Below are 25,384 nucleotides of genomic sequence, written 5' to 3' on the forward strand. Positions count from 1 at the left end.
TATCTGTCTCGGGGAGGCCCTGCGGGCCTTCGAGCTTTACAAAAAAGGATACTCAGTGAAACAGATCCGGGATACGGTAGAAAAGGAATTTAAAAGATAAGGAGACAAGAGTAGTATCATGAATAAGTTTGTCGCAATAGTGGTGCTAGTCCTCGGTTTTGTGGTTATCGGTTCTGCCGCGTTCGGACATGATCTTGTCTGGCCAGGTGAAAAGCTCAAGGCATTATTCCCACAGGCTGAATCATTTGAGCAGAAGAACCTATATGTCTCTGATGCGCAACGTGCGAATATCGAGAAGGCATTGGGAATAAAGCTTCCTGAAGAGGACCTGAAACCCTCGATATATTTCGCGATTGTGAAAAACACTCCTGATGCTCCCCCGCGTAAAGCGGGAGCTTTGTTGTTTATTGACGCCCATGGCGATGGCGGGAAAATTGAAGTCGGTTTGGTAGTAAGCGGCAAGGGTGACCTAATGAAGGTGCTGATCTTTGAAAACAAGGAGTCCTCGAAGATTACTCAGCAGGCTTTCCTTAAGCAGTTCGAGGGAAAGAAGGCAACTGACCATTTCAAGGTAGACTCTGACATTACCGCCCCAGCAGGGACAGATAAGTCTGCTCAGGCTATTGCCTCAGGAGTCCGGAGAGGTATGCTCATCATTAATGAGCTTTTCAAAAAGAAATGAAAAAAATCGTTGCAGTAATCATTTTCTGCTTATTTGCCGCTGGAAGTAACGCCATTGGCAGCGAAGGCCACGGGACCTCATCCGGTCAGCAGGAATTCCGTATTGACAAGGCCAAGGCAAGACTATCGATAGTGCCTGAATCGTTTGTGTCCGGCAAGACCCCGGAAGTAGTTATCGAATTGACGGATGTCATGAGCGGAAACCCAATGCTTGATGCCGGCATATACATATTTCTTGAAAAGGCATCCGGCCAACCGCCTCACTCCGGACACAACATGAGTGACATGTCAGTTGCCGGTCCCGCACCCAGCCAGCTGTCTCATGCCGGCCATGACATGAATGCGATGACGAAAGGCAGCACCTCGTCAGAAGCAGGTCTGGATTTTGGAGAATCTGCACAGTCAGACATGTCAGTGGATCTTTCCACGTTTGTGAAAGCCGAACCACAACAGAAGGCAGGCAGTTATGCTGCTGTATATCCCATACTGGAAAAGGGTGACTATACCTACACCATAGCAATAACATCTCTTGGCGGGAAGAAGTTTAAAGAACCTCTTGTCTATGGCGGTACACTGCCCTATCATGAGGCTTCAAAGGCAGCTTTTTACAGAATGGCAGCGGTCATGTCTCTGATCCTTTTTTGCGGTATCGCAGCGGTCTGGATCATCGCCCAGCGGAAGGCCGCAAAAATCAGCGCAGGCCAGAAGCTTAATATCCTCGATATTCCCTGGATCAAAAAGTTTTTCAAATCTGCCTGGTTTCAGCCAGTATTCCAGATTCCCGTATTACTGTTCTTTATTCTGATTATCATAGCCGGTCTTTTTGATATCCAGCAGGGCGACAGGAACATCGCCACGATTCTTATGTGGACGATCTGGTGGGCGGCCATCATCTTTACCTTTGTATTTGTCGGGAGAGTATGGTGCATGATGTGTCCCTTTGGTGCCATCCAGGACTGGCTGGGGCGCCTGTTCAGCCTTAATCGGGACTTTCCGAAACCGGTAAGAAACATATGGCTGTCGAGCTTCATTTTCTTTGGCCTCACCTGGTGGGATAGCTTTAGTGGTATTGTAAATAAGCCTTCTCTTACAGCCTTTCTTCTTCTTGGATTCTTTGGTGTCGCCATGTCCATGTCTGTTGTATTCAAGGGCCGTTCTTTCTGCCGATATGTCTGCCCTATTGGAGGTCTGATCGGACTTTATTCGATGTTCAGCCCAGTGGAGCTCAGAAACCGCTGCATGGATGTCTGCAGAGAGCACAAGGTTAAGGAATGCATCAAGGGGACAGACAAATCAAATCCCTGTCCCATGTTTGTGACACCCATGACGCTCGACAGGAACAACTATTGCAACTTCTGCAGCGAATGCGTCAAGTCATGTTCTCAGGATAATATCGTCATCAGGTTCAGAAGTTTTGCAAAGGACCTCTGGATTTCGTCTAAGGGATACATTGACGAGGCATTTCTTGCGCTGGTACTTGTGGGAATGACCATCATTGTGACCGGGGAAATGATAGAACCCTGGCACCACTGGATGGATGTTGTCAGCAAAATGCTGCCTTTTGACACTCTTGGGATAACCTCTCATATCATAAGGGAAAAGGCCACTTTTCTTGTGGTGATGACTACCGGTTCGCTTTTTATCCCACTATTGCTGCTCGGACTGACCTCACTGATTGTCAGGAAGACAACAGGGCCGGATTCTCCTCTTGGTCTGAAGGATGCGGTTATTCAATTCGCGTATATGTTTATCCCTGTCGGATTATCCATGCACCTCGCCCATAATATCTCCCATATGTTCAAGGAGGGGCCCGGTATCATTCCTGCCTTTCAAAGGCTCGCCAATGAATACACAGGACTGAATCTCGGAACACCCGATTGGAATGTAACGCCATTGATGGGTAATGAGGCCATATTCTGGCTGCAGATGCTTATTTTGGCGATTCTCAATATATTTTCGCTGTACGCCGGATATCGGATAGCAGTCAGATACTATGGAGATAAGGCTCTGCGTGCTTTTATCCCAATGGCAGCGCTGGCTGTTTTCTTCATGCTCATAAATACTTTTATCCTTGGCCAGCCTATGGCCATGCGACACACACATTGAGGATTCCATGAATGAATTGAATAAAATTACTGTTCTATCTGTGATCGCTCTGTTCTTTGTCATCTCCGCACCAGCATTTGCCGAGCTCGATCTTGAGCAGGAGGTCCTCATTATTCCTGACACTCATAATGAAAAACCTTATATATGGAAGGTCAACAGAAATCCGAAGGATTATGAGGTTGTTTTGGAGCATGACAATTTAGTAGCTGGTACAGATAATACCTTTGGGCTTGTTGTACGTCCACCATTAGGCGAGAAAATAAGCAATATACATGTCTTTATCGCCGACGAGGACCTGCATGACTATGCTCATATAAGGCCCGACAAGGATGTGACAGGGAAATATACTTTCAGATTTAATCCACATCTAACAGATAATTACAAGGTAGAGATAGTCTTCGAAGCCAGTAACGGCTGGGTAAGTATAGGCAAGAATATCAAGGTGAAAGGAGATAAATCAGGACCGATCTCTGATACAAAGCCCGGTGATGAAGAGTATCATGTTACCGTTAAGGTCATCCCCAGGAAGATTTATACAAAGCATGTTTTCACGCTGCTCTATGACATTCAATACAGGGGTGAGCCCTTAAAAGACATTGATAAGGTCGACGGGTTTGACATGCAGGTGGCCACATGGGACGAAGACCTGAAAGAATTTGTCTATGCAACTCCAAAGCAGAATCTTGGCGGGCCGGAAGTGGCTGTTAGCATGGTCTTCATGAGGCCGGGGAAGCATGCTGCATTTGCTGAATTCAGGCATAAGGGAATAACAAGAAGGATTGATCTGGTTGTAGAGGCTCTTGAAGAGCCGGCCGCAGGAGATGGATTCATTAATTCCATCAGACCCGCTGACTAAGAATAACCGCAGACATACTATAAGGAGAAATGAGATGAGCAGAATAATTATTATGGCAATTGCCCTTGCACTTGGAATAGCTTCTTTCAGTTCGGCTGAAGAAAGGCAGACGCCCAGAGAGCATTGCAAAAGCAGGACATCTGATAGCGCTGCCAACCAGCAGCAAATGACAGGCCATGATCATAATATGCAGGGGAGCAACACGGCTGAGTTCAAGGGCAAGGAAATGACCGGCCATCTCGTGCCTATGACGCAGACAGTTTCTGATACAATGCGGCTGATCAGCCTGAAAATGACCGGGGAGATGACCTCTCAACAGATGAAACAAATTGCTGATGCTCTTGATGCTGTTTCGACATACACTCTCCGATTGTCAGATATCATGAACAATGGTGTTGCAAGCGAGACAGAACTTCATATGCTTCATCAGAATATTGACGATTTACTTACGAAATTGAAGGAAAAATGATATCTAAAAACAGCTCCAGACTCCCAAGAGGGGCATGTCTGGAGCTGTCGGCGCAACTACTGACATTAAAGTATATTCGGGCTTACCTTTCCGTCTGAGTTCAGTCCTTCTGAATGTTTTTTATTGTCTAATACAATGGGTTACTAACGAGCTGACAATAAATCCAACCTAAAGAAGCACTCCATCACCTTGCCATGAAAAGATTAAATGCAAATATTTCCTGCAGTTCTTATAATACAAATAATGAGGCTTACCTTAATAATAACACTGGCTTGTCTTGTGAGCATCTTTCCATCAACAGGAATTTCTTCCGCCTCATCGTCAGACATAGGCTATCAGGGTACTCATATCCTCACCCACGGGGCACTTGAAGACCTGGCAAAGGCTTTTGAGAAAAAATATGGTGTTCATGTTTATGTCAAAGGCGGTGGGTGCGCTGACGGAATTGCGGTTGTGGTTAAGGGCGAGCACGAGATGGGGGGACTATGCTGCCCTTTACCGCCTGAGAAGGCGAGGAAACTTAACCTGATCCAGCATAAGGTTGCGGTTGATATCAAGGCGGTTATGCTGCATCCCAAGAACCCGCTGAACAACCTTACCCTAAAACAGGTAGCAGACATCCATAACGGCAGGATCACCAACTGGAAGCAGGTCGGCGGACAGGACAAACCGATTGCCCTGGTTTTCAGGGACCATTGCAGGGATATGGCGGAACCTGTAAGGGAAGTGTTAGGCATAAAAGGGCCAGTAGCAAAGAAAGCGATTATCGTAAAGACAGACAAAGAAGTTGTCGAATATGTTGAGAAGTTTCCAGGCGCGATAGGTATTGCTCCCAGGGTGTTCGCACAAGAGGCGAAGGTCAAGATTGTGAGCGTTGACAAGATCGCTGCCACTCCTGAAAATACTGAGAAAGGCTTGTATCCCCTGAAAGGTGACCTTTACATTATTACGAAGGGACAGCCGGATGGGCTCACAAAGAAATTCATGGACTTTGTCCTGAGCGCTGAAGGTCAAGCAATCATCGGCAAAAACTTTGCCAAAGCGAAATAAAGGATTTAATGAAGGATCTATGGAATAAACTTTCGATTAGATATAAGATCATCTCGATCATTGTTGTCACCATCCTGCTCGTCACAGTCACAATTCTTCCCGTCGTTTCTTACGTTGTCAGAGACGCCCTTCTCAACCAGCAACAAAACCATCTGGAGAGTGTGAAGAATCTTGTCACAAAGCTCTTTGATGACTATCAAAGCAAACTTACGAATTACACAAAGCTTTTCAGCAATGATAGGGAGATAAAAGACAGCCTCTTTTATCACACCGAGCTTTCCGGTGAACGTGAGCATCCCTTGAGAGCTATAACCCGTCTATTTAAGTCATTTGATGTCAGCACCATAGAGATCGGTGATATTCGGGGCCGGGTCGTTGCCATTGCCGAAGCGCCTGACAGGTATAACGATGACAGGTCACAGGATTCGCTCATAAAAAGCGCTCTTCAGGGAAAGGTAATGTCCGGCATTATGCTCACGAAGCAGGGATTCATCATTAAGGCATCTGCGCCTATCCTTTACAATGAGAATCAAACTATCGGCACAATCACAGCCGGCATACTCCTCGATGACAGTCTGCTTTCCAAGATAAAGCAGCTGAGCAACACCGATCTTGTTATTGTCGATTCTGCAGGCAGTGTCATATCTTCCACGCTAAAGACTCAAGGGCAAACGGATAGCAAGACTCTTTCAGAAAAAGACCTGTCCGGCAAGCTGCTTATTAAGTTCCCGCTCAGTGATATGGGCAATACCGCTATAGGAACCATTATGATAATTCAGGAAGACAGGCTGCCCGGTATTATTTCGAAAACGCATCTGACCCTTTTGATTCTCATTCTGACCATATCCGCAGGTGCAGTCTTTGTTCTGTTCCTTGTCCTGAACAAAGTGATGCGGCCTGTGCTAAAACTACGAGAAGGAGCCGAAAGAATTGGAAAGGGAGAGTTCGGGCACAGGATCGAGATTGCATCAAAGGACGAAATCGGCGAGCTTTCGGAAGGGTTTAACCGAATGGCTGCGAATCTCGAAAAAATGAGGAGTATGGAGGAGCGGCTTTATCAGTCTGAGCGCCTTGCAGCCATAGGCAAGTTTGCCGCTGGTATTGCGCACGAGATTAATAACCCCATTGGCAATGTGATCGGTATTGCCAAGCTCAGACTGAAAAATACTGAAGACACTGCCGCGCGCGAGGACCTTGAATCGATCATCAAGGATTCGGGCAGGTGCGCAAATATAATCAAGGACCTGCTTGTCTATTCCCGTCAGTCCCCCCCGAGGAAGGAATTAACAGCGATAGATAGTCTTGTTGACGGTGCTGTGAAGACTGTTAGGCATCAGGCCAACTCAAAACAAATTGAGATCAACAGGGAGCTTGACCCCCGCCTTCAGGATATCCTTGTCGATCCTCTCCAGATGAGCCAGGTTCTGGGCAATATCCTGCTTAACGCGGTCCAGTCAATCGACTCATCAGGGAAAATAATAATCAAGACTTTGATCACAGATGACCGCATAGCCGAGATATCCGTAACCGACGATGGTGCCGGCATCGCTCATGAGATCAAAGACAAGATATTCTATCCGTTCTTTACGACAAAGGCGGTTGGCGAGGGTACTGGCCTCGGACTTGCTATAAGTTACGGCATAGTCCAGAACCACGGAGGCGAGATCTTTGCTGAGAGAGGAAAAGAACATGGAAGCACCTTCAGGATCAGGCTTCCCCTGGGAGAAAGAAATGGATAAGCCGCTCAGGGTAGTAGCCATAGACGACGAAGAGACCATGCTGAAGATAATCAGGAGGTCTCTTGAACCGGAGAACTGTGTTGTTGAGACCTTCAGCAATGCCTCTGCTGCAATAGAAAGACTTCGCGGGGGTGACCCCGTCGATATCGTAATAACCGACCTTATGCTACCGGACATTGACGGCTTCAGTGTGATCGAAGAGGCGCACAAGGTTGACAGAAATATATTCGTGATCGTGATCACTGCCTATTCGTCTGTCGAGTCAGCGGTAAAGGCCATACGATCAGGCGCATATGATTTCATCCCGAAACCCTTTGACCCGGAACACATTGCGATCGTTGTCAGGCGGGCCGCAGAGACAAGGAGCCTCAAACTCGAAAACATAGGCCTGAAAAGACAGCTGGAAGGGTTGCCGGGCTCAGGCGAGATCATTGGCTCAAGCCAAGCTATGGGCCAGGTATTTAGCATGATAGAAAAAGTCAAAGACACGGACGGTACAGTCCTGATCATAGGGGAAAGCGGCGCAGGCAAGGAGCTTGTCGCACGAGCAATCCATTATGGAAGCAAAAGGGCACAGAGGCCATTCATAGCTATCAATTGTGGCGCACTGCCTGACGAACTCCTGGAGTCCGAGTTGTTCGGTTACGAAAAAGGCGCATTCACCGGGGCGGTTAACAGAAAAACCGGCCTGTTTGAGGCAGCTGACGGAGGCACTGTATTCCTCGATGAAGTCAGCAGCATAAGCCCGATGATGCAGGTAAAGCTGCTCAGGTTTTTGCAGGAGCGAACCTTTATGAGGCTCGGAGGTAAAGAGACTATAGGCGTTGAAGTCAGGGTTATTGCAGCTACGAATGAATATCTTAAAGATGTTGTGGATAGGGGAGCCTTCAGAAAAGACCTTTATTACCGGTTGAATGTCATCCCCATCGAGATCCCGCCATTACGGGAAAGAAAAGAAGACATCTCGCTTCTCATCAGACATTTTATCAAGAAATTCTCTTCCAAAATGGAGAGGAATATCTCAGGCATTAACAAGGATGCAGAAGAGCTGCTCAAAAGATATAAATGGGAAGGCAATGTGAGAGAGCTTGAGAATGTTATTGAAAGGGCGATTACGATGACGGATGATCATCTCATCACCACGGAGGACCTGCCCGATGAAATCAAAACTGAAAGTGCAGCACTGCCGGCAAGTGCTGCAGCGTATCCAAAAAACCTCACCCTTTTCGATCTTGAACAGCTTCATATTGCAGAGGTCTTAAAGTCCGTAGGCGGCAACAAGAGCAAGGCTGCCAGAATACTCGGAATCGATTACAGCACCCTCCGTAGGAAGCTCAATTCCATGGACATATCCGTAGAGTAAATTGCGCTGATTAGTGCATTTTGCCTTAGTATTTTGCCCATAGTCCAAAGGCGTTAGGTTCCCATCCCTCGGTAATAAGCCTGTTTCAAGCCTTTTCTATTCCATATATTTGAGAACTCCCCTCTGGCATGATAGGTGCTATCAGACTTGTGCGAGGAGGTGACAAAAAACTTACTTATTGTCTTTCATAATATTCAAAACCAACCTAAGGAGGTAAAGTATGAGGAGATTTCTGAAGTATTGTCTTGTTGCTTTGATTGTAGTTGGTTTGAGTAGCCTTGCGTATGCAGCAGTAGCAAAATGGATCTTCGTGCCGAATGCGGCGTCAAAGACCCTTTCCTTTGTTGATCCGCAGAAGGACATGGTTATCGGCCATTGCGAAACCGGGGCTACAGGCTGGCTTGCCTGCCTTACCCCGGATATGAAAAAGATCTATGTCGGTGAAAACGGAGGCGACTCTTTCACGGTAATAGATGCAATGACTCACAAAACCCTGAAACATATCAAAACAGGAAAGAACGTCAAGCATCCGCTGGTAACTCCTGACGGCAAGTATGTGCTTATCAATCATACCGGCGAGGTGAAGGCGGTCCTCTTTGATGTCAAGACTGACAGAGAGTTGAAGACCTTTGCTGTTGATCATGCTAATAAAGAGCAGAAGGGTCCATTAATGATGCACTCCGCATTTACCTGGGACAGCAAGTTCGCCTTTGTCCAGAACTATGCCGACAAGAAATCATACGTTCTGAAAATCCCGTCTCTTGAGGTCGCAGCAACAATCGATGGTGACAGCCCAGCTCATTATTTCATTCCTACACCCGACAACAAGCAGGTCTGGATAGTGTACGAAGGCAACGATGCTGCTAAAATCAAGCCGTCTGTCTCCATTGTCGACATGACCACCTTTAAGGAGGTAAAAAAGATCGAGATACCAACGTCTGAGGGCGAGGTTATCGAAGGGCATCACGGGATCTTCACGCTGGACGGGAAATTGTTCTATTACTGTAATCGCGGTCCTGGTCCTAAGTTCGGCGGATCAACTGTTGCTGTCATCGATGTTGCACAGCAAAAGGTCGTGAGGACCATCAAGGCTGCAAATGGCGTTGGGCATCCGTATCTGACCCCTGACGGTAACTATGTCGTGCTCACCCCCTATGGTTCCAATGTCATAACTATTGTTGATGCCAAGTCAGGCCTGAAGCTGAAAGACCTTCCTGTAGGCAACGGCAACCATGTAGGCCATATCGTTTTCAGCGCTGACAGCAAGAAGGCTTATGCAACGAATGCATCAGACGGCGCTTTGTATGTTATCGACATGCAGACACGTGAAGTCGTAAAAGGAATTCCAACTGGCGACAAGGCAGCGCAGGTAATCAATACATACACAAACCTCTTCGAGGTGCCTGGAGTATACAAGACACACAGTCATTAATTGAGGTGGCCCAAGCAGAAACTTGGGCCACTCCCTTTTCAAAATCTGTCCCAGCTCCCAAATCTATACAGCAAATCAAGTTCTATCATTAGCCGTCAGAAATCGATATCGACCTGAAGCGAATCCAGAAATTTATTAAATGAGGTGAATACCTCCATAACTCCCAGGGCTTCCACTATTTCAGCGTCCGAAGCTCCGACTTGCCGCAGCATATCGAACTCCGGGTCCGGAATCCTGAGAGGGTCACGATTTGCTTTCCGTGCAAAACTGATGAGTGCCCTCTCCTTTACGCTGAAGTCAGCTTTCGCGATGTCCGTCTCAATTCGGCTAATCTCTTCATCAGAAACGCCGATAGATTTTAATGCCCCTATATGAGCGGCAATGCAGTATTGACAGGCATTGTCTTTTGAGACCAACACGGCAATGGTCTGCTTTGTCTTTGGACTTAGAGAGCCATTCATCATGACCGCCTTCACCTTGTTCCAGTTTGCCTCAAGCAGAGGTGGGTAATGTGCGTACGTCTTAAACAGATTCGGCACCATACCGAAGGCCCCTTTAATCTCATCGAAAATCCTCTTTGCTTCTTCTGATACTATTTCGGGTGACTTAATTCTTGACATGATACATTTTCTCCTTTCAGTTATATTTATAGTAAATCTCCAATATCATAAACCGGTCCTTTCAATTATCAACTCGTCTTTTATTGCTATGCAACCTTTTACACTTTGAGCCGCCGGGCAAAGGTGCAGGTAGGATGAAAATGCTTCCCATGCCGCTTCGGCCTGATCGGCAGGAACCCTCAGTTGATATTTCACCTCTATCCGCGTGATTCTGAGTATTCCATCAACATCTTCTATGTACCCCTCAACCTCAGCCCTATAGCGATCCTTTGATATCAAAATCTTCGTGCCGGCCAACACCGTGGCCAGTGTGCCCATCATTCAGGCAGCTGTTGCGGCGACAATATGGTCCAGCGTGGCCGCGTGTTCCTTATCCGGCTCAACCTTATAGAACTTCTTTATCCCGCCATGGACACCATAGTAGACAGGCTCGTCCAACCCCTCGATAATAGCTCGCCTGGTTGGTCCATTCTCCCTGACTATAGTAATCCGTGATTTATGAACAATATCTCCCATTGCATTCTCCTGTGAAATATCAAAGAACTATTTTCTCTTTGTTTATCGTTTTGAGTGTACCTTTTTGAAGTCAATGTAACCCATATCTACATCCGTATGGACAAGCTGAACACGTATTTTATCGCCCACATCGACACCCTTGAATCCCTGTATCAGTTTTCCCTCAATCGGGGGATTGAATATGCGAACCCAGGTGCCCTTGGGAGCAGCACCTGTAACAATGGCTTCAAACTTTTCACCAACCCTTGATTCAAGGAGAAGCGCTGCAGCCGATTTTCCAATCTGTCGCTCCGCCTTTGTAGCAGCATCCTCCTGTTCTGTGCAGTGACTGGCAAGTTCTGTCAACTCGTCATTATGATATGGGACTGAAGACTTTTTCAAAGCAGCCTTCAGCAATCGATGAGTGATCATGTCAGGATATCTTCGATTGGGTGCTGTCGAATGTGAGTAATCCTTTACTGCAAGGCCGAAATGTCCGGGCGCACTCTCTCCAGGAAACTCCGCAACATATTCTCCCTTCCCCAAAAGTTTAATAATACAGAGCGACAAGTCAGGGAACCTAAGCGGATCGTCAGCCTTTGCCTTAAGAAGAAACTGCTCAAGAGCCTTTGAGTTTGCCTTGGCCGGAAGACTGAACCCATGCTCATCCGCGATTTCGACAATTCTCTCCCAGCGCCTCGGTGTACGAACTACACGTCGAAGGGAGGGAAACTGACGCGAAGCGAGATAACGCGCCGTCACCCCGTTTGCCGCCACCATAAAGTCTTCTATGAGATCTTTTGCCCTGTTTCTCTTGTGCTCCTCAAGGCCGCTGATTTCGTCACCGTCAAACAGCGCCCTGGTCTGAATAGTTTCAAAATTCAATGCGCCATGCTCATGCCTGTAGGCCTTCATCTTCTGCGCGACATGGTCCTGAAGCCGTATATTTTCATCAATACCCGTCACTACTGCTATGGCTTCAGGTATTTCGCCCGTGCCCTCCAGCCACGCGGCAACACTGTTGTAAGCAAGCTTAGCCTTATTCCTCACGATTGCCCGATAAATTTCGGACGACATGAGAGTACCCTCAGCAGAGATCACCATATCAATAATAATGGCGAGCCGGTCTTCATTGAGGTTCAATGAAGTGAGGTCTGTTGAAAGTCTTTCGGGGAGCATAGGGAATATCTGGGCCGCAGTATAGACAGATGTCGTATTATACCTGGCATGACCATCAATCGCCGATCCGCTCTTGACAAGGGCATCTACATCCGCAACAGCAACCAGAATTCTGGTCGTGCCGTCAGGCAATACTTCGCCTGCAGTCAGCTGATCAAGATCACGTGAATCGTCATTGTCTATAGAAACCCAGAGAACGTTTCTGAGGTCACGGACCTCCCCGTCAGTAACCATCGCCGGCGACTGAATGGTATTAAGTTGAGCAATCGCTTCCAGCGAGAATTCCGGGAGCAAACCTCGTTCAAGCATTACCCTGTGGGCTATCTGTTGCAAAATACGGCGATGCTGTTTCCTGTCAATATCATTCATTTTATCTTTTTCGACCCAATTACTGTCACCTCGTCTATGAGAGAGTGCAGGTCATCCTCCATCTTTTTTATTATTTCCCCGCATTCCCTGGTGACTGCATGCCGCTCAGCCAGGTAACGAGGACCATTGTATGTCAGCCAGACCTTATCTTCCTTATCCTGCCATACTAGTACCTTCAGTGGGAGATCTATTCCAAATCGCTGATTGCAGAGCATAAGGAGTGTTCCGCCTCTGGGGTTCCCGTAGATAAATAGCTCGGTAGGTCGAAGTTGCTTGCCAACTCTTGTTGCGTTATCAGCATGATCGATTCTTGAAAATAAAGTCATGCCTCTGTCTTTCAGGACTGATTCGAGACGTTCAGCTGTCTTTCTAAACCCAAGAGGGCTTTGTACATTCACCAGGCCATCTGCTGCGTTGGCCGGTGAGGCGGTTGCCAGAAGCAATATTGCCAATCCAATTAATGTCTTATGAGAGCGCATATATAATTCCTTTCTGTCGATTATTCTTTTGTATTTACTGAGCACCAGTAATATTTTCTCTAATTTTCTTCATCCTCCCGTAGAAAATCCGGGGTACAGCAGCATGCCCCCGTCCGCGAATATCGTAGTCCCGGTAATGTAATCGGCCTCGTCAGACGCCAGCCAAACGGCAACAGAAGCGATGTCCTTGGCATCCCCTACCCTCTTATAAGGGATCAGCTTCAGTAGTGATGCCTCTGCATCGGGTGTTTGCCATGCGTCTCTGTTGATATTTGTCTTTATTGCGCCGGGACCTATACTGTTTACGCGTATTTTCTGAGGTCCGAGCTCCTGTGCGATGCTCTTCATCAGCAACATGATGCCGCCCTTTGAAGCGGCATAATTGGCATGCCCTGCCCAGGGAATAACCTCATGGACCGAGCTGATAAAGATGATCTTTCCCGCCGATCGAGAACATTCGGGGACTACGCCACGTCGGATGAATTCCTTTACAGCCTCTCTGGCACAGAGAAAAGCTCCGGTAAGATTGATGCCGACTACTTTCTGCCACTGTTCAAGTGTCATCTCTATAAAAGCTGAATCTTTCTGAACTCCCGCATTGCTCACCAGGATATCTATCGTGCCGTATTCATCAAAGGCAGCTTTAAACATCGCTACCACCTGTTCCTCATCACTCACGTCTGCCTTTACAGCGATCGCCTTCCCGCCCGCCTCCATTATTTCTTTCACGACTCGGTTTGCTCCGTCGGTACTCGCTGAATAATTTACCACCACATTTGCACCCGCAGCACCCATTGCAACGGCTATCTCCGCTCCGATCCCCGAACTTGCACCGGTGACAAGTGCGGTCTGACCATTTAGGGACTTATTATCATTCATGGCTAATCCTTTCTACTGCTCAGGAATAAGGTCAAATATATGGGCCTTGTACCCATCGAGTATCACATGCAATCCGACAGTAGCCATATCCACACCGCTACGCATATATTTCTGATTGTTCAGTCCATCGATGAGGAGATAATTTCCCTCCTCGGCAAGTTCATCCTTTAGAGGTATTCTACCCTGTGAGAGGTTCCAGCCCAGATTAACAACCACAAGAATGGTCTGCAGGGATGATTTCCACGTAAAGGCTATGAGGTTCTGAAAGCTCTCATCTGCAAAAGGAAAGACTTCTTTCAGTTGCCACTCGCCATCATGAAAGACAGACTGTTTTGTGATGGCGAGCAATTTTTCGTAAAAGCACCTAACATCCTCATCAGGTTCCTCAGTTTTGACCCTACGGAGTTGCACCGGAAGTTTGATTTTCTTACCCTCAAGCTGTCCTTGTTGATAGAGCTTCATTCCCGGCAAGGTTGAAAAAAGAATCGTTGCGGTCATAAGACGATCCCCTCCAAAGATATCAGCGCTCCTTGGCTCGTCGTGATTTTCTATGAAGCGGGTCATTTTATTCTGGAACGAAATATCTGCCTTCAGGTGAAGATAAATATCCGGTGCAGAGAAAGAGACTATCCTGTCGTATAGTCTTTTATCATATGTATAATCGAACCCCAGTTGCTGCAACGTCCATTCTTTATCCCAGTATGCCTCAGCCATCAGAAGTGTTTCCGGGAGTTCGTCTCTGACTTCTGTCCAGAATTCCTTTCTATCTGGTTTATGAACCCAGTTATGGCCGATCTGCTCCCAGGTTTTGGAAAATATTTCATTAAGGATAAGCATAGCCATGTCACATCTTACGCCATCGCAATGTCCAGCTATATTTTTCAGCTCGCTGATCAGCGCAGCGCGCATTTCAGTATTGAAATAATTCAATTGGGCAGTGTCAGGCCAGGGAGCGAAATAGGGATCTCTCCCTCTCGCGATATAGAACACCTTGTTATCGTTCTGAATCGAAAAGAAAGCCGCAGGAGCACGCCGAAAGTCATCTTCAGTCCCTTGGATATAATAGTCAGGATGATCCATGACCCAGGGATGATCAGGACCTGTGTGGTTAGGGACAAAATCAAGGATAAGCCCAATACCGCGTTTGCGAAGCTCTGCGCGTACTCTGTCGATATCTTCCCAGGTCCCGATTAAGGGATCAGGTTCGTATGCAGCAATCGAGTACGGCGAGCCGATGATATCCTTCTCTGTCCATCCGGGCAGCACAGCATTATAGAGAGATCGGTATTCCTCTGCCTCCCGGAAATATGTCTTCCCGGCCTGACTCCTCTTCCAGATCCCCATGAACCAGACATAATGAAAGCCTCTGTATGCGATTTTGTCCCACTCATGGACAGGGACCTCTCCAGCACTTAACGAGGCTCCATATTGTACGGATAATTCATGAAGCCAGGCAGCAGCATTTATTTCATAGAGCAACGGACTGCCATTTTGTAGCATTCTTACCCGCTCGACCCCGCTTATCCGCAGGCCCTGCCCCTGAGACTGAAGAAAAACTTAAGCGTCTTCTTAACCTTGTCTGAGAAGATCTTCCCGGCAAAGTAATTTCCCACAACCCTCTTGTTGATCTCAGCAAGCGTCGGATAGGGATGTACTGCCCCGGCAAGTGCAGAGAGTTTCACTCCTCCGTTCAGCGCAGCAACCCATTCACCGATCAGCTCCCCCGCGTGCAGGCCGAGTATCTGGACACCAAGCGGTTTTTCCTTTCCATCGAGCACAAGTTTTATTCTACCGAGCCCTTCTCCCTCAGCCAGCCCCCTATCGTTCATTTTGAACTCTTCCGTCCAGACAGCATAGTTCAACCCAGCCTCCTTGGCCGCGGCCTCGTTCATCCCTATATTCGCAAGCTCAGGATCGGTATAGGTGCACCAGGGGAAAAAGGTGTAATCAGCCTTGCGTGGCAGATGCAGTATCGCGTTGGTCAGCACAACACTTCCCTCATAGCCGGCAGCGTGTGTGAACTGATAGGTTCCGGTAACGTCTCCGGCCCCGTAGATATGTTTCTGTGATGTTCTCAGTCTGCTGTCAAGCTTGAGCCCCTTGCCGTCATACTCAACTCCGGCATTTTCGAGTCCCAACCCCTTCAGATTGGGCTCCCGCCCAAGAGCGACAAGAATCGCTTCTGCTCTGATGACCTCTGTTGCTCCGCTTTTCAGCTTGACCGTAATCTCGCGCGCAGAGCCAAGGTCTTTGACAGAGAGAATGGCGGCATTGAGGTAATATTTCACCCCTTCAGAGGCAAGATTCTGCATCACAGCGTCAGCCATATCTCTGTCTTCTTTGCCGAGGATCTGGCCGCTTCGCTGAATAACCGTGACTTCAGAACCAAGCCTGCAGAATGCCTGCGCCATTTCGGTTGATATGGGACCTGCACCAAGCACGATCATGGACTTCGGCAATCTATCGAGATAGAAGACGTCTCTGTTTGTTATGAATGGCGTTTGGTCAAGCCCATCCACCTTCGGAATAGCAGGTGATGAACCAGTAGCAATGACCCAACTCTTGGCTGTTATATCCTTTCCGTTCAGACTGACCGTATATTCATTCTTGAATACGGCATTGCCGAATTCTACTTTTGCACCAAGTCCGCAGAATCTCTCAACGGAATCATGTTTCTGAATAGTGGCGATAACCGATCTTATACGGTTTGAGACATCCCTGAAATCCACTGGCATTATTTCATGCCGGGGGAGTCCGAACTGAGATGCGTTCTTCATAAGATGATATACATGTGCGGTCTTGATAAGAGTTTTGCTCGGAACGCAGCCATAATGAAGGCAATCGCCTCCAAGTTTATCTTCCTTGTCTATGAGCAGTGTTTTTGCGCCGAACTGTGCAGCTCCCGCGGCAATCGTAAGCCCTGCCGAACCACCGCCAAGAATACCTATGTCATAATCATATTGCGTCATGAGGACCTCCTGATTTCATTTAAATTCAAAAAAGTTGACATTATTTCACATTCGTGACTTCTGACTGCTTCTTCATGTAATAGCCTATGAGTCCAAGGCAGTCTGCTGGTATGAGGCGGCCGATTGCCGATGTGCTGTAAAGTCCGTTTACGATAATTCCTTCAGAGTTTACGACAAAACCTGTTCCGTGAATATAACCTTTTTCCTTTTGATAGAATGCTCCGGTTTTGGATGATATCTCTTTTGAATCAACCCCATAACCGACCTTGAACGAAAGTTTATACCGCGCAACAGTCTCATGTGCCTGCTCCAGTCCATCCACAGAAGCGGCAATGACCTGAATATTCTGTTTATTAAACTCAGTTATGTTTCTTTCGAAGTCAAGCAACTGCTGACGACAGAATGTTCACCAGTGTCCCCGATAAAACAGCATTACACTCCACCCTTTTCCAAAATCATCAGGAAGGATAATCTTCCCACCGCCGACTGCTTCAATTTCAAGCGCAGGGAATTTATCTCCTGTGTCCAGTATGTTACAGTTCTCTCTTGCCATGACACTTCGCCTCCCTTATCATTTCAATCACACGATTATTCATTGGAATGCTTCCTATCTTTTCTCGTTTTATAGAGAGACAGCCCTTTCCTGACAATGAGTGGAAAGAGTCCGAGTAAGACAAAGGAGATAATCAGTCCTGGAGAAAGAATTCCGGAGAGAGAATCTATCTTTGAGAGTTCCTTCCCGGCATTTACATACACAATGGTTCCCGGCAGCATGCCCAACTGTGATACCCAGAAGAATCTCCGCAGAGGCATCTTTGTAAGCCCCATAACCAGATTTATAAGCCAGAATGGGAATATGGGGATCAACCTGAGTGTAAAAAGATAAAAAGCCCCCTCCTTTTCGATTCCATCATTAACTGTTTTCAGCTTATCGCCGACCTTCGTTTGTACCCAGTCGCGCAGAATGAATCGGGAGACAATGCAGGCAAGAGTCGCGCCGATCGTACTTGCAAAAGAGACCGCAAGGGTTCCAGTCCAGAGACCAAGGAGAGCTCCTCCGGCAAGTGTCAAAACTGCAGCACCCGGCAGGGATAAAGCAGTTGCAAGCACATATATCGCTCCATACGCAAGAATGACCATCAGCCTATTTTCAGCATAGAGAAGGGCAAACCTCGCCTGCGACGCCTTTATATAGGAAAGTGTCAAATACTGCCCGAGGTCGAATATCTTAAAGGCAACGATGGCTGACAGCAGGACGATACCAATTACTAACTTTTGGAGAAGATTTCTCTTATTTTCTTTGTTGTCACTCATGCTGATATGCTTCCTTTCCCTGTAGGTCCATCACAGCCTTGACTGCAACGCCCCAGAGGCCGCTATTCTGATCCGTAATCAGCCTGACAGGTATGTCTCGGAGGAGATGCCCCATAGTATTGGACATATAAAACTCGTCCTTAAAGGCTTTATGGTTTACTATAATAGGGTTTCTTGCAGCAACGCCTCCGGCAATAAACAGCCCTCCAAGGGCCAGGGTTTCAAGGGCAAAATTGCGGCACGCCCTGCCGTAAAAGTGGCTTATCCATGAAAGCGTCTCGGGGTGATTATCAAAGCCTTTTGCAACCTCTTGTGGCGTCAGTTGTTCCCCGGTAAGGAAACGATGCACGGCACTCAGTCCGCTGCCTGATACAACGTGGTTGTAGGTGACATGTGAAATCCCGGCAGTCTGCATGAGAAATTTCATAAACTCGTTTTCCCTCTCTGTCACAAAAGGAAAATCTGCATGGGCGCCTTCGGATGGCAAAGCACGGTAATTCCCCCTCCCGTCAGGCGCCAAAAGCGCCTTGCCCAATCCTGTGCCTGCTCCTATCACCGCAATGGTTGCATCACGAACTGCCTTTCCGGGAAGAACTGTTTGTGCCACTTTGCCGACAGGGGACAGGCAGGCATATGCCTGGGCAACAAAGTCATTAATAAGAAAGGTTTTTTTGAATCCTAAGTCCTTCTGTATCTCAGAAATATCGATTCGCCAGGGGATTAGCGGCGGGGAGCTTATTGTGTCGTTTTCAATTGGACCGGCAATTGCGATTCCTACAACATCGGTATCCGCTGGTTTAAGAGGAAAATCAGTGCTAATCAGCTTGTTTATCAGAGATCCAAATGAATCAGCATTTGCGGTCTTCAGCCAGGATTGAGAAAGCATTATAAGCTTCCCTTCATCATCAGACGAAAAGGATGCAAAACGACTGTTCGTGCCGCCAATATCCGCGGCAAGGATGGTTGATCGTTTGATGACCTGCTGATCAGTCATAGCGGCACCTTGATTTCAGGCCTGCTTCCCAGCTTTCTTCTTTCCGGAAGCAGCAGACGCTATCTTTTTACCTGATGTTTGTGCAGACAGCCTGGCCATAACAATCTTCTCGGCCTCCAGCCAGTCATCAAAATCCTGCCCGTGAGACCCTCTCTTCACATATATCTCATAGGCGACCTCTGCTATCTCCTGGTAGAATTCATTGCTTTTGTCCATTGGCACCTCCCTGCATAAGGTATAGAACGTAAATTATTCTCGACGCTCCACCCAGTTTTTACACTTCGAACTCACGCAGCCTACCAAGACTCCAATATTGACTGGCTTATTCAAATCATAGCAGATTGGAGAAGCAGAAAAAAGTAAGCGGTCTTACACAAAAAGATTAACTAAAGTAGAGACACTACTCGGCGGACGGGATTAGCATACAGAGCTTATAAAAATCTTGTCACCCGACTTCATCGATCAAAAGAAGATCTACGTTTTCGACAAGGAGGAAGCTTTAAAGAACAGCGTTGATACTGATGAGTTCTGACTTACGTTGCATTGCGAAGTATTTTTTTGAAGGCTTGGTGCCAGGCCTCTTTCATGGTTATCGCAGCTTTCCACTCCATCCAGTCATCCTCTCTGGCAACTGACGCTCTGCGCTCGATATCCTTCGATAATGCCTTGAAATCCTTGCCATACTTTTGCTCCATCTTCAAAATAACAATACTATATGCATCGATTTTTCTCTGAACATAGTCAGCAACGATGTCTTTCAGCGCACGCCTTTCGTCTTTATAGACTCCCGTCGACATAAGCGGTTTGAGTATATCGGAAATGGCTTTCTGTGTGATCATGTGCACCTCATGTTATATAACCACATTTTCGATTATAGTTCAGGCCTCTCCCTATTTCTTAAGGATCTTGTTGAGATAGGCAATCTTCTTTTGATAGGACTGAATTTCCTTCTCGTATTTCTTTCGCAGTTCAAGTTTTTTTAGTACGTATTGCACGTCCTTATTCGGTATGTGCTTACTAACGATCTTCTCCCCATCGCGATATTTCAGATAATGGTAAGAATATTCTTTTTCCTTATAACGTTTTTTCCTCTCGTTTATTGAGCCTCTGGGAAGGCCAGACACAGTCTTCTCAAGATTATCAAACATCTCCCGGCAACGGTTAAGTTCGTCACGAAGCATGCCGCTTATGACTTTGTCTTTTTCCACCACTTGCATGCTCATAATATGCTTTTTGTGGTGGAAAAGAGCAAGCTTCACGTAAATAGCCTGACAATTCCACGCAATAAAGACAGTCTAAGATTGCTTGCTGGTCTCGCCTACTTCCTCAAACTGGTTAATCTGAATCTCGCCATCGGGGAACTGTGCAATAATTTTCAGGTCACCGCCCATAGCTTTGATGAAGCTGCGCAGCGTGCTCACGTACATATCTGTTCGGCGTTCGAGTTTGGAAATAGCGCCTTGCTGAACGTGCAACACATTTGCCAATTGCATCTGGCTTAGATGTCGAGCCTGCCGAAGCTCTTGGAGCGGTAGTTCTTTCAGCAGCTGCTGGGTTTTTTGATCAATAGCCTTTATTGCCTCCGGACTCATTTTATCTAACAGAGTCTTAAATGGTTTTGCCATCACTGTCCTCCCTCTTCGTTGTCTTGTTCATTAAGATGTTTACCATATAGCCTATCTGCAATCGGTATATATTTTTCATACCAACGGTCATCTCCCCCTTTACTGCCGCCTATCAAAAGAAGTGCTGTGCGCCTTGGATCGAAGCATAAAGGATTCTATAAGGATCACCCCTATGCTGAATCCTTAATTCTCTCATGTGGTCATATTGGGATCCCTCAATGCCAGAGCTATAAGGAAAACCCAATAACGGCCCCCTTTCTTCCAATAGATTAACCACAGGAGCTATATCTATTTGTTCTGCCTCTGTCAAACCGTCCCACCACTCTTCAAATTCATCTGTATATTCGACATTACATGCCATATATGGAATATTACCTCAAAGGAATAGTATTGTCAATTGTTCACCCCCGCATAGAATCAGCACCACCTCATGAGCAGCTCTGATTTTCTGCATGCGCCGGTATTCACTTTCACGTCGCTCACGCTTCTTATGAAAAAGATTATCCGTTCCTATCAGTTAGAAAACTCTCCGATATAAGGAATTGCTCCATAGCGGCCTTTGAGATACCCTCGTTCAAAGGCCTCATTCTTTCTTGGCTTGAAGTCAGACAGGGAATAAAGCGTTGTGGCGCCAAGTTTATCCTTCTCAGTAAACCAAATCTGATCGCGTCGGTAAATATCCGGATCGAGCAGTGTTGTGTCATGTGTACTGATCAGCAGTTGCGCATTCAGAGGATTGGTCTTGGGATTATGGAATAGCCCCACAAGATGACGCACCAGCAGGGGATGCAGGCTTGTGTCAAGTTCGTCAATGACAAGCACTCTGCCTCGTGCAAGAACATCCAGCCACGGCCCCGCAAAGGCGAAAAGCTTTTGTGTGCCCTGCGATTCCTCATTTATGTCAAGTACCCCTCCGCCAGCTCCTGAGTCGTGGACAAATTTAACCGCTGTAAGTTCCTTGCCATACATGTCGGCGATAACCTTGTCGCGAAATTCCGGGATCAAAATCGGGGAGACCATTGCAGGATCAAATGCTTTTTTCTCAAACAGGATATTGGCAATGCTCATATCCGCTGCATTAAGAAACGAAAGAATTCCCTGCTTGCCAGGTTCTGATGCACACTGATCAATTGTGAATTGAAGGCTGATATTTGTCCCCGGCAGAATCACATCGAGTTTGCCTGAGAACCAGTTGAACACCGGCTTTAAGTGGTCATTGTTAAGCTGGATTGCGGTTGAAAGAAACAGGGCATTGGCCCGCGTAGCTGTTTTAATGACTTCTTTTTGACCAATAAAACTCCTGCTGAACTGCCATTCATAAGAAAAGGTCTTCGGATCGAAGATGCGCTCAAACCAGCGCTGAGGTTTGCCCTCGGGATAAGCAACAAGCCATTCCTCATGGATTCGCTGTTGAGTTGCAGCAAAGCCATATTGATACCTGACGCTATCAACAATAAAGGTGATTTCGAATTCTGACGGGGCTTTTGAACTCTCAGAGTCGAAAATAAAAGGTACGACAGGAATCGGCTGTCCCTCTGACAGGGTGCTGAACGAATTCAGAACAAGAAAGTGCATTAACCCAAGAGCACGAAGGACATTGCTCTTGCCGGAAGCATTCGCTCCATACATGACCGCAGAACGGACCAAGTTAGGTAGCTTTGCAATTGGTGATTGGAATGTATTGGTTTCAGCAAGCTCAGAACCCTTAGCCGCAGCAAAACTAAAAGTCTGTTTCTTTTGAATCGACCGGAAATTGGTAACTGAGAAATCAATTAACATGACACTCTCCGTGCTGTTTTTATTCTATTATTGCTGCATTTATACACTTATTCAATGTAAATTGCATCAATATTGTCTTTTTAACAACTTTAATATCTATCTCATTCTTCAGTCGCTGCTCCAACTCCGATTCCTAACGAGTCATCTCATGCGTTTAGTGATACTACCCCGCATTTTCACGGAGGGCTTGTTCAATTACCGATGCTACTGGAGGCAAGGAAGGCCGGTCCTGCCATTATCTCGGTCGAATTTCAATCAAGCTTCTAAAAAACTTCTTGACAGGCAGTCGAGATCAAGTGGAAGACTAAGGCTGCCGGTGTAAAAGAAATTGATTCCTTTTTCCATAAGGCGTCTCCCTTTGCAGAGAAATGCTGGTATATTTCCAAGGCCGGGTTTACGGAAGAGGCAAAGGCCCTCGCCTCCCAAAAAGGTATTTTATTCTCAACCGAAAAAGAACTGCAGATTCTCGAAAATAAGTTCGATAATCAATTGCAATGGAAAACGAGCACTCGTCCTTAACCTGAATACTCTGCATCATATTCAAGTTCCCGTCATTTAGAATAAGTTCTTGTTATTCAATAATATATTTTCCCGACGAATTTACAACAAAGCATAATCTTCGACAAATGTCGCGATATTGTCGTAATGTCGGCGATATTTTCACGACATCCCCCAGGGATGTAGGCCATTGCATCCCCCCGATTGAGCTATTTTCAAAGTTATCGTTCTGAGGGCTGGCGCTCGAAGCCTTTTTTTGAGTTGCAGGGAGTTGTCCAAGGCCCGCATCAGGGGTCGCTGGCATGTGCGCTGGCATTCCCGTATCTCAGCTCCTGTGCATCTCACAAACCTGTAAGTGCGCACTCGCCCTGCACATGAATGCTCTGCTGACTTCATCTCCCTTTATATTCAGCGAATTCTGAGAAGGTAGTATTAGTGAAAAATACCCTTGGTATTTGAATATGTTCGAATTGGAGGTAATGGATCATGTCAGTTTATCTTCGGGCCGGCAAATGGAAGATCAATATTATTCTCGGAGGAGTCAGAATCAATCGAAACATTCCAGTCAAGACCAGACGAGAGGCACTTTCAATACAGAAAAAACTTAAGACCCTGTATCGCAAGACTCTTCTCGGCATTGAAGATGAAGCCACCCCGCCGGAGAAAACCTTTGGCGAGTATGCCGATGCCTACCTTGCTCTTGTTAAGCAGACTCTATCACCGCGCACCTATGATCTCTACCACGGTGACTACAACATCCATCTCGAAAAGTTCTGGAGGAACATCCCCATACCAGGCGGTATTAATAATACCCTGATACTGCAGTTCCAATGCAGGCAGAAATCATCGGGTCTTTCAAACTGCACCGTAAACAAACATTTAGCGCTCATTCGAAAAATCGTCTATTTCGCACGGGATACAGAAGAGGGGATGATTCTCCCTATGCTCAAATTCCCCATGCTTGATGAACCTAAACGTCAACATGCCTTCTTCTCTCCAGAAGAATTTGAATCTCTTGTCCGAGCCTTCTCACCGCATCCGAAAGCCCACAGAAGTTTTCTTCGTGTAATATTCGGGCGTCTTACCGGCATGCGTCCGGCAGAACTCACGTATCTTGCATGGCCCGACATATCCTTCGACAGTAAGACTGCGAAGATCCAAGGGAAAAAAGGAAAGTGGGAGCCGAAGAATCTCTTCGAACGTGTTATTCCCCTTAATGATCAGGCAATGCAGATCGTCACGGAACTTTATGCAATCCGCAAGGGACCATGGGTCTTCGCGCCCGGCGCAAAACCGGTTAAGTGCATACAAAAAGCTCTGAAGACTGCAGCCAGGAACGCAGGAATCGAGAAGAATGTGACACCAAATATGTTGCGGCATACGTTCATCACTCATCTGTTTATGGCAGGAGCTGATGCCGAGGCCGTGCGCCAACTTGCCGGACACAGAAGTCTGGAAACTACAACAAGATATACCCACAGTATCGACGATCATCTGAGGGCCACAGTGGAAAAACTTGAAATGAATTGCGCCAAAGTTGCGCCAAAATCGCGCCATTGAAAAAAGAGTGATGAAAAAAAGAAAGGCCCTTAAAATCTCTTAACTTATTGATTTTAAAGGCCTTTCTGGGTGGTCGGGGCGAAAGGATTTGAACCTTCGACTTCTCACACCCCAAGCGAGTGCGCTACCAGGCTGCGCTACGCCCCGATTTACCCCGTTAGAAAGCCCGCAACGTGCGGCGGAGTAGAAATAATGAGCCATCCCGTTAGGAGGTCGAAGGCCTCTAACGGGGTTTACTTGATACTGTCAGCGATCTGTTTCAGCCGCTTCTTGAAAAAGGCTATGGCTTCGGCAGGGTTTTTCATGATTGCCGGCTTTGCTTCCTGTGCAGGCTTTATCTCCGCAGGACTCTGGATACCGTCTTCAAACCGCTTCCGCACTCCTTCGATCGTGTACCGTTCCTGATAGAGCATCTTCTTGACCATCAGGACGACTTCGAGATCCTTTTTCACATATACCCGTTGACCCGACTTGTTCTTGCGGGGATTCAGAAAAGGAAACTCTGTCTGCCAATATCGTAACACATATGATTCAACACCGGTTATCTTGCTAACCTCCCCGATCTTATAAAAGAGTTTGTCAGGGACTGCCAGTTGTTGAGGTTTTACCCTCTCACTTGCGTGCTTATGCATCTATCTTCTCTATCTCTTCCTTCAACTGATTGCTGACTCTGAATGTGATAACTCTCCTCGGCGTGATCTCAAGTTCTTCTCCGGTCTTGGGGTTGCGGCCCCGTCTGGACATCTTCTTGCGCACATGAAATGTGCCGAATCCGGACATCTTTATAGACTCTCCCTCTGAGAAAGTCTGTTTCATGGTATCAAAAAGGATTTCGACAATGTCCTGCGCTTCTTTCTTGGACAAGCCTACCTTCTCGAAAATCGCATCCACAAGATCAGCCTTTGTCATTACACATCTCCCAGTAAGG

At 46.9% G+C, this 25,384-nt stretch carries 29 protein-coding genes, 1 tRNA gene and 1 pseudogene; 10 read left to right on the forward strand and 21 right to left on the reverse strand.

What is annotated here, in order from left to right; genetic code table 11:
- Window positions 1–118 precede the first annotated feature (118 nt).
- The 8 genes from HZB62_04350 (at window position 119) to HZB62_04385 (ending at window position 9,696) form a co-directional block, all read left to right on the forward strand.
- Window positions 119–682 carry a hypothetical protein gene (locus HZB62_04350; protein MBI5074384.1) on the forward strand — a complete coding sequence of 188 codons (564 nt, stop codon included), beginning with the start codon at window positions 119–121 and terminating at the stop codon, window positions 680–682.
- Window positions 679–2,787 (forward strand): 4Fe-4S binding protein, encoded by a 2,109-nt coding sequence (locus HZB62_04355; GenBank protein ID MBI5074385.1) that lies wholly within the window; start codon window positions 679–681, stop codon window positions 2,785–2,787. The genes HZB62_04350 and HZB62_04355 overlap by 4 nt, the downstream gene beginning before the upstream one ends.
- Before the next feature lie 7 nt (window positions 2,788–2,794).
- The gene (locus HZB62_04360) at window positions 2,795–3,643 is read left to right on the forward strand and encodes a hypothetical protein (protein MBI5074386.1); all 849 of its coding nucleotides are present in this window, start codon (window positions 2,795–2,797) and stop codon (window positions 3,641–3,643) included.
- Between the two features lie 34 nt (window positions 3,644–3,677).
- Window positions 3,678–4,112 carry a hypothetical protein gene (locus tag HZB62_04365; GenBank protein MBI5074387.1) on the forward strand — a complete coding sequence of 145 codons (435 nt, stop codon included), beginning with the start codon at window positions 3,678–3,680 and terminating at the stop codon, window positions 4,110–4,112.
- A 243-nt stretch (window positions 4,113–4,355) separates the two neighbouring features.
- Window positions 4,356–5,162, forward strand: coding sequence for a phosphate ABC transporter substrate-binding protein (locus HZB62_04370; protein MBI5074388.1), 807 nt, complete (start codon window positions 4,356–4,358; stop codon window positions 5,160–5,162).
- An 8-nt stretch (window positions 5,163–5,170) separates the two neighbouring features.
- Window positions 5,171–6,901, forward strand: coding sequence for a HAMP domain-containing protein (locus tag HZB62_04375; GenBank protein ID MBI5074389.1), 1,731 nt, complete (start codon window positions 5,171–5,173; stop codon window positions 6,899–6,901).
- The gene (locus tag HZB62_04380; GenBank protein MBI5074390.1) at window positions 6,894–8,264 is read left to right on the forward strand and encodes a sigma-54-dependent Fis family transcriptional regulator; all 1,371 of its coding nucleotides are present in this window, start codon (window positions 6,894–6,896) and stop codon (window positions 8,262–8,264) included. The genes HZB62_04375 and HZB62_04380 overlap by 8 nt, the downstream gene beginning before the upstream one ends.
- A 220-nt stretch (window positions 8,265–8,484) precedes the next feature.
- Window positions 8,485–9,696: a hypothetical protein gene (locus HZB62_04385; protein ID MBI5074391.1), complete on the forward strand. Its 1,212-nt coding sequence runs from the start codon at window positions 8,485–8,487 to the stop codon at window positions 9,694–9,696.
- Window positions 9,697–9,791: 95 nt separating this feature from the next.
- Here the strand turns inward: HZB62_04385 and HZB62_04390 are convergent, their stop codons facing one another.
- The 18 genes and pseudogenes from HZB62_04390 to HZB62_04475 form a co-directional block, all read right to left on the reverse strand.
- A complete protein-coding gene (locus HZB62_04390; GenBank protein ID MBI5074392.1) occupies window positions 9,792–10,316 on the reverse strand; it encodes a peroxidase-related enzyme in 525 nt (174 codons plus the stop codon).
- Window positions 10,317–10,361: 45 nt separating this feature from the next.
- The gene (locus HZB62_04395; protein MBI5074393.1) at window positions 10,362–10,637 is read right to left on the reverse strand and encodes an OsmC family protein; all 276 of its coding nucleotides are present in this window, start codon (window positions 10,635–10,637) and stop codon (window positions 10,362–10,364) included.
- Window positions 10,638–10,832 (reverse strand): hypothetical protein, encoded by a 195-nt coding sequence (locus HZB62_04400; GenBank protein MBI5074394.1) that lies wholly within the window; start codon window positions 10,830–10,832, stop codon window positions 10,638–10,640.
- Between the two features lie 42 nt (window positions 10,833–10,874).
- Window positions 10,875–12,359 carry an RNB domain-containing ribonuclease gene (locus HZB62_04405; GenBank protein MBI5074395.1) on the reverse strand — a complete coding sequence of 495 codons (1,485 nt, stop codon included), beginning with the start codon at window positions 12,357–12,359 and terminating at the stop codon, window positions 10,875–10,877.
- On the reverse strand, window positions 12,356–12,838 hold the full coding sequence (locus tag HZB62_04410) for a DUF302 domain-containing protein (GenBank protein MBI5074396.1): 483 nt from the start codon (window positions 12,836–12,838) through the stop codon (window positions 12,356–12,358). The genes HZB62_04405 and HZB62_04410 overlap by 4 nt, the downstream gene beginning before the upstream one ends.
- A 69-nt stretch (window positions 12,839–12,907) precedes the next feature.
- Window positions 12,908–13,717, reverse strand: coding sequence for an SDR family oxidoreductase (locus tag HZB62_04415; GenBank protein ID MBI5074397.1), 810 nt, complete (start codon window positions 13,715–13,717; stop codon window positions 12,908–12,910).
- A gap of 12 nt (window positions 13,718–13,729) precedes the next feature.
- Window positions 13,730–15,196: an alpha-amylase gene (locus HZB62_04420; protein ID MBI5074398.1), complete on the reverse strand. Its 1,467-nt coding sequence runs from the start codon at window positions 15,194–15,196 to the stop codon at window positions 13,730–13,732.
- Between the two features lie 41 nt (window positions 15,197–15,237).
- On the reverse strand, window positions 15,238–16,686 hold the full coding sequence (locus HZB62_04425) for an FAD-dependent oxidoreductase (GenBank protein ID MBI5074399.1): 1,449 nt from the start codon (window positions 16,684–16,686) through the stop codon (window positions 15,238–15,240).
- Window positions 16,687–16,726: 40 nt separating this feature from the next.
- Complete coding sequence (locus HZB62_04430; protein ID MBI5074400.1) at window positions 16,727–17,074, reverse strand: redoxin domain-containing protein; 348 nt, start codon at window positions 17,072–17,074, stop codon at window positions 16,727–16,729.
- An 18-nt stretch (window positions 17,075–17,092) separates the two neighbouring features.
- On the reverse strand, window positions 17,093–17,239 hold the full coding sequence (locus HZB62_04435; GenBank protein MBI5074401.1) for a hypothetical protein: 147 nt from the start codon (window positions 17,237–17,239) through the stop codon (window positions 17,093–17,095).
- Window positions 17,240–17,274: 35 nt separating this feature from the next.
- Window positions 17,275–18,000, reverse strand: a complete 726-nt coding sequence (locus tag HZB62_04440; GenBank protein MBI5074402.1) for a TVP38/TMEM64 family protein — start codon at window positions 17,998–18,000, stop codon at window positions 17,275–17,277.
- Entirely contained in the window at window positions 17,993–18,994 is a 1,002-nt protein-coding gene (locus HZB62_04445; GenBank protein MBI5074403.1) for a glucokinase, read from the reverse strand. Before HZB62_04445 ends, HZB62_04440 begins: the two co-directional genes overlap by 8 nt.
- A 15-nt stretch (window positions 18,995–19,009) precedes the next feature.
- A complete protein-coding gene (locus tag HZB62_04450; GenBank protein ID MBI5074404.1) occupies window positions 19,010–19,210 on the reverse strand; it encodes a DUF2934 domain-containing protein in 201 nt (66 codons plus the stop codon).
- Window positions 19,211–19,527: 317 nt separating this feature from the next.
- Complete coding sequence (locus HZB62_04455) at window positions 19,528–19,833, reverse strand: hypothetical protein (GenBank protein ID MBI5074405.1); 306 nt, start codon at window positions 19,831–19,833, stop codon at window positions 19,528–19,530.
- A gap of 51 nt (window positions 19,834–19,884) precedes the next feature.
- Window positions 19,885–20,202 (reverse strand): hypothetical protein, encoded by a 318-nt coding sequence (locus tag HZB62_04460; protein ID MBI5074406.1) that lies wholly within the window; start codon window positions 20,200–20,202, stop codon window positions 19,885–19,887.
- Between the two features lie 87 nt (window positions 20,203–20,289).
- Window positions 20,290–20,619 (reverse strand): XRE family transcriptional regulator, encoded by a 330-nt coding sequence (locus HZB62_04465; GenBank protein MBI5074407.1) that lies wholly within the window; start codon window positions 20,617–20,619, stop codon window positions 20,290–20,292.
- A pseudogene (locus HZB62_04470) lies at window positions 20,619–20,980 on the reverse strand (type II toxin-antitoxin system RelE/ParE family toxin). Before HZB62_04470 ends, HZB62_04465 begins: the two are co-directional and overlap by 1 nt.
- 152 nt (window positions 20,981–21,132) lie before the next feature.
- Window positions 21,133–22,398: an ATP-binding protein gene (locus HZB62_04475; protein ID MBI5074408.1), complete on the reverse strand. Its 1,266-nt coding sequence runs from the start codon at window positions 22,396–22,398 to the stop codon at window positions 21,133–21,135.
- Window positions 22,399–22,689: 291 nt separating this feature from the next.
- Here HZB62_04475 and HZB62_04480 point away from each other — a divergent pair, with 291 nt between their 5' ends.
- Window positions 22,690–22,917: a hypothetical protein gene (locus HZB62_04480; protein ID MBI5074409.1), complete on the forward strand. Its 228-nt coding sequence runs from the start codon at window positions 22,690–22,692 to the stop codon at window positions 22,915–22,917.
- A gap of 465 nt (window positions 22,918–23,382) precedes the next feature.
- Window positions 23,383–24,456 carry a tyrosine-type recombinase/integrase gene (locus HZB62_04485; GenBank protein MBI5074410.1) on the forward strand — a complete coding sequence of 358 codons (1,074 nt, stop codon included), beginning with the start codon at window positions 23,383–23,385 and terminating at the stop codon, window positions 24,454–24,456.
- Window positions 24,457–24,526: 70 nt separating this feature from the next.
- Here HZB62_04485 and HZB62_04490 read toward each other — a convergent pair.
- From HZB62_04490 to HZB62_04500, 3 genes are all read right to left on the reverse strand, one after another.
- Window positions 24,527–24,603, reverse strand: a tRNA-Pro gene (locus HZB62_04490).
- Window positions 24,604–24,689: 86 nt separating this feature from the next.
- The gene (locus tag HZB62_04495) at window positions 24,690–25,088 is read right to left on the reverse strand and encodes a MerR family transcriptional regulator (protein ID MBI5074411.1); all 399 of its coding nucleotides are present in this window, start codon (window positions 25,086–25,088) and stop codon (window positions 24,690–24,692) included.
- Window positions 25,081–25,365, reverse strand: coding sequence for an integration host factor subunit alpha (locus tag HZB62_04500; GenBank protein ID MBI5074412.1), 285 nt, complete (start codon window positions 25,363–25,365; stop codon window positions 25,081–25,083). The genes HZB62_04495 and HZB62_04500 overlap by 8 nt, the downstream gene beginning before the upstream one ends.
- Window positions 25,366–25,384 lie beyond the last annotated feature (19 nt).

The organism is Nitrospirota bacterium (assembly GCA_016214855.1).
GTDB lineage: Bacteria > Nitrospirota > Thermodesulfovibrionia > Thermodesulfovibrionales > UBA6898 > UBA6898.

Bases quoted from the DNA above. Each gene is read 5' to 3' on its own strand.
- HZB62_04450 (MBI5074404.1), bottom strand. From the start codon at position 19,210: ATGGACAAAAGCAATGAATTCTACCAGGAGATAGCAGAGGTCGCCTAT.
- HZB62_04440 (MBI5074402.1), bottom strand. From the start codon at position 18,000: ATGAGTGACAACAAAGAAAATAAGAGAAATCTTCTCCAAAAGTTAGTA.
- HZB62_04425 (MBI5074399.1), bottom strand. From the start codon at position 16,686: ATGACGCAATATGATTATGACATAGGTATTCTTGGCGGTGGTTCGGCA.
- HZB62_04455 (MBI5074405.1), bottom strand. From the start codon at position 19,833: ATGATCACACAGAAAGCCATTTCCGATATACTCAAACCGCTTATGTCG.
- HZB62_04350 (MBI5074384.1), top strand. From the start codon at position 119: ATGAATAAGTTTGTCGCAATAGTGGTGCTAGTCCTCGGTTTTGTGGTT.
- HZB62_04495 (MBI5074411.1), bottom strand. From the start codon at position 25,088: ATGCATAAGCACGCAAGTGAGAGGGTAAAACCTCAACAACTGGCAGTC.
- HZB62_04395 (MBI5074393.1), bottom strand. From the start codon at position 10,637: ATGATGGGCACACTGGCCACGGTGTTGGCCGGCACGAAGATTTTGATA.
- HZB62_04390 (MBI5074392.1), bottom strand. From the start codon at position 10,316: ATGTCAAGAATTAAGTCACCCGAAATAGTATCAGAAGAAGCAAAGAGG.
- HZB62_04410 (MBI5074396.1), bottom strand. From the start codon at position 12,838: ATGCGCTCTCATAAGACATTAATTGGATTGGCAATATTGCTTCTGGCA.
- HZB62_04360 (MBI5074386.1), top strand. From the start codon at position 2,795: ATGAATGAATTGAATAAAATTACTGTTCTATCTGTGATCGCTCTGTTC.
- HZB62_04355 (MBI5074385.1), top strand. From the start codon at position 679: ATGAAAAAAATCGTTGCAGTAATCATTTTCTGCTTATTTGCCGCTGGA.
- HZB62_04385 (MBI5074391.1), top strand. From the start codon at position 8,485: ATGAGGAGATTTCTGAAGTATTGTCTTGTTGCTTTGATTGTAGTTGGT.
- HZB62_04475 (MBI5074408.1), bottom strand. From the start codon at position 22,398: ATGTTAATTGATTTCTCAGTTACCAATTTCCGGTCGATTCAAAAGAAA.
- HZB62_04445 (MBI5074403.1), bottom strand. From the start codon at position 18,994: ATGACTGATCAGCAGGTCATCAAACGATCAACCATCCTTGCCGCGGAT.
- HZB62_04405 (MBI5074395.1), bottom strand. From the start codon at position 12,359: ATGAATGATATTGACAGGAAACAGCATCGCCGTATTTTGCAACAGATA.
- HZB62_04400 (MBI5074394.1), bottom strand. From the start codon at position 10,832: ATGGGAGATATTGTTCATAAATCACGGATTACTATAGTCAGGGAGAAT.
- HZB62_04375 (MBI5074389.1), top strand. From the start codon at position 5,171: ATGAAGGATCTATGGAATAAACTTTCGATTAGATATAAGATCATCTCG.
- HZB62_04500 (MBI5074412.1), bottom strand. From the start codon at position 25,365: ATGACAAAGGCTGATCTTGTGGATGCGATTTTCGAGAAGGTAGGCTTG.
- HZB62_04485 (MBI5074410.1), top strand. From the start codon at position 23,383: ATGTCAGTTTATCTTCGGGCCGGCAAATGGAAGATCAATATTATTCTC.
- HZB62_04415 (MBI5074397.1), bottom strand. From the start codon at position 13,717: ATGAATGATAATAAGTCCCTAAATGGTCAGACCGCACTTGTCACCGGT.
- HZB62_04465 (MBI5074407.1), bottom strand. From the start codon at position 20,619: ATGGCAAAACCATTTAAGACTCTGTTAGATAAAATGAGTCCGGAGGCA.
- HZB62_04370 (MBI5074388.1), top strand. From the start codon at position 4,356: ATGAGGCTTACCTTAATAATAACACTGGCTTGTCTTGTGAGCATCTTT.
- HZB62_04380 (MBI5074390.1), top strand. From the start codon at position 6,894: ATGGATAAGCCGCTCAGGGTAGTAGCCATAGACGACGAAGAGACCATG.
- HZB62_04365 (MBI5074387.1), top strand. From the start codon at position 3,678: ATGAGCAGAATAATTATTATGGCAATTGCCCTTGCACTTGGAATAGCT.
- HZB62_04435 (MBI5074401.1), bottom strand. From the start codon at position 17,239: ATGGCAAGAGAGAACTGTAACATACTGGACACAGGAGATAAATTCCCT.